This is a genomic window from Halorubrum sp. Ea8 (assembly GCF_002252925.1).
Taxonomy (GTDB): domain Archaea; phylum Halobacteriota; class Halobacteria; order Halobacteriales; family Haloferacaceae; genus Halorubrum.
Genome location: NZ_NHPF01000023.1, coordinates 3950 through 6057, shown reverse-complemented (window position 1 = coordinate 6057; position 2108 = coordinate 3950). Strand labels below are relative to the sequence as shown.

2 protein-coding genes are annotated in these 2108 nt (G+C 66.8%); both read left to right on the top strand.

Going from position 1 to position 2108, the window contains the following annotated elements:
- The coding region (locus DJ74_RS19510; RefSeq protein ID WP_254922117.1) for a Zn-ribbon domain-containing protein at positions 1–626 on the top strand (626 nt) is incomplete at its 5' end.
- A 265-nt stretch (positions 627–891) separates the two neighbouring features.
- Entirely contained in the window at positions 892–2073 is a 1182-nt protein-coding gene (locus tag DJ74_RS01380) for an aspartate kinase (RefSeq protein WP_094524764.1), read from the top strand.
- The last annotated feature ends 35 nt before the right edge of the window (positions 2074–2108 follow it).

Here is a 2108-nt window from a genome sequence, read left to right as displayed (position 1 = left end):
CGACGACTGACGAACCCCCGGCGACTGACGAACGCGCGACGACTGGCGAACCCCCGACGGGGGAAGACGCGGTGACGGCGGAGGACGCGACAACAACGGACGATCGATCTCCCCGGAGCGGCGACCTCGATTCGACCGATCCCGACGGCGTCGGCGACACCACCGGCTCGACCCCCGCAGACGCGTCTTCCGCTGCCGACGCGTCTTCCGCTGCCGACACTGACCCCACGGCTCCCGACGCCGACCCGGCCGACCCGGCCGACCCAACCGACTCGACGACCGGGACCGAACACGTCCGCGAGCGCAGCGAAGAGGACGTTGCGCAGGCGAGCGCCCGCTCCGACGTTGTCTCGCCCGACGAACTCGACCGAGCGAGCCACCCAGTCGACTCGGAATCGGGCGCGGACACCAGAGACTCAACCGACTCCGACGGGCCTCGTCCCGACATCGGCGAGCTCCGGGACGAACTCAACGAGCAGTTCGAGAGCATTCGGATCGTGAGCCCCGGAAAGTACGAACTCAATCTGATGGAGCTGTACGACCGGCAGGAGTACATCATCTCGCTACAGGAGGACGGCAGATACGTCATCGAGATGCCCGACGCGTGGGGCATTCAGGACGAGTGACGCCGACGGAGTTCCGACGAGAGCGCTACTGACCGTACTCCACCGAAAGTCGTCGCTCCCGCGAACTGCACGTTCGGGCGACCATTGTCGAAGTGAACACAGTTATGCGGCTTCCTCCGCTACGGGCGCTCATGTCTACTGATCACGCTTTCACTTCGGGGTCTCGAGCCGTCTTTCGTCCGATCCGATGCGGCGGCACTGACTTGCGTTCTCGTTCGATCCGACGCGACGACACCGCTCGGAGTTCTCCCGACGGGGTGTGCGTATGCGCGTAGTTGCTAAGTTCGGCGGTACGAGCCTCGGTAGCGGGGACCGCATCGATCGGGCGGCCGACTCCGTCGCGAACGCGGTCGAGGCCGGTCACGAGATCGCCGTCGTCGCGAGCGCGATGGGATCGACCACCGACGACCTCCTCGAAGACATCACGTTCGAGACGGACGACGCCGACCGCGCCGAGATCGTCTCGATGGGCGAGCGAACCAGCGTCAGGATGCTCAAGGCGGCGCTGTCGGTCCGCGACATCGACGCCGTCTTCCTCGAGCCGGGCCACCCCGACTGGCCGGTGATCACGAACGAGCTCGGTGAGGTCGACATCGAGGAGACCAAGAAGCGCGCGCACGCCATCGCGGAGCGGCTCGACGGCGTCGTCCCGATCATCACCGGCTTCCTGGCGGAGGACCACGACGGCAACGTCACGACGCTCGGTCGAGGCGGGTCCGACACGACCGCGGTGATGCTCGGCAACTACATGGACGCCGACGAGGTCGTGATCGTCACCGACGTCGAAGGGGTCATGACCGGCGACCCACGGGTCGTCGAGGGCGCCCGGAACGTAGGTCGAATCACGGTCGACGAGCTGCGGAACCTCTCGTTCCGTGGCGCGGAGGTCGTCGCGCCGTCGGCGCTCTCGTACAAGGACGAGGACCTGTCGGTCCGCGTCGTCCACTACCAGCACGGCGACCTCCTCAGGGGCGGCACTCGGATCGAGGGGCAGTTCGAGAGCCTGATCGACATGCGCGAGGAGCCGCTCGCGTGTCTCACCATCGCCGGGCGCGCGATCCGCAACCGGTCCGGCATCCTCTCGCAGCTCGCGAACTCCCTCCGCAAGGAGGAGATCAACATCGACGCGGTCGCCTCCGGCATGGACTCGGTCACGTTCTACGTCGACGTCGACATCGCGGAGACTGCCGAGGCCCTCCTCCACGAGGCCGTCGTCGACGACGAGGCGCTCTCGTCGGTGACCGTCGCCGACCCCATCGCCGTCATCCGCGTGACCGGCGGCGAGCTCCCGAACCAGCCCGGCGTCATCCAAGAGATCATCGCCCCGCTGGCCAAAGACGGGATCAACATCATCGACTTGATCACGAGCGCGACGTCGGTCGCGGTGTTCGTCGACTGGGCCGACAGGGAGGAGGCGCTCGAGATCGTTCAACAGCGGTTCGACTGATCGCCAGTCCGTCCGTCACCAGTCCGTCCGTCACC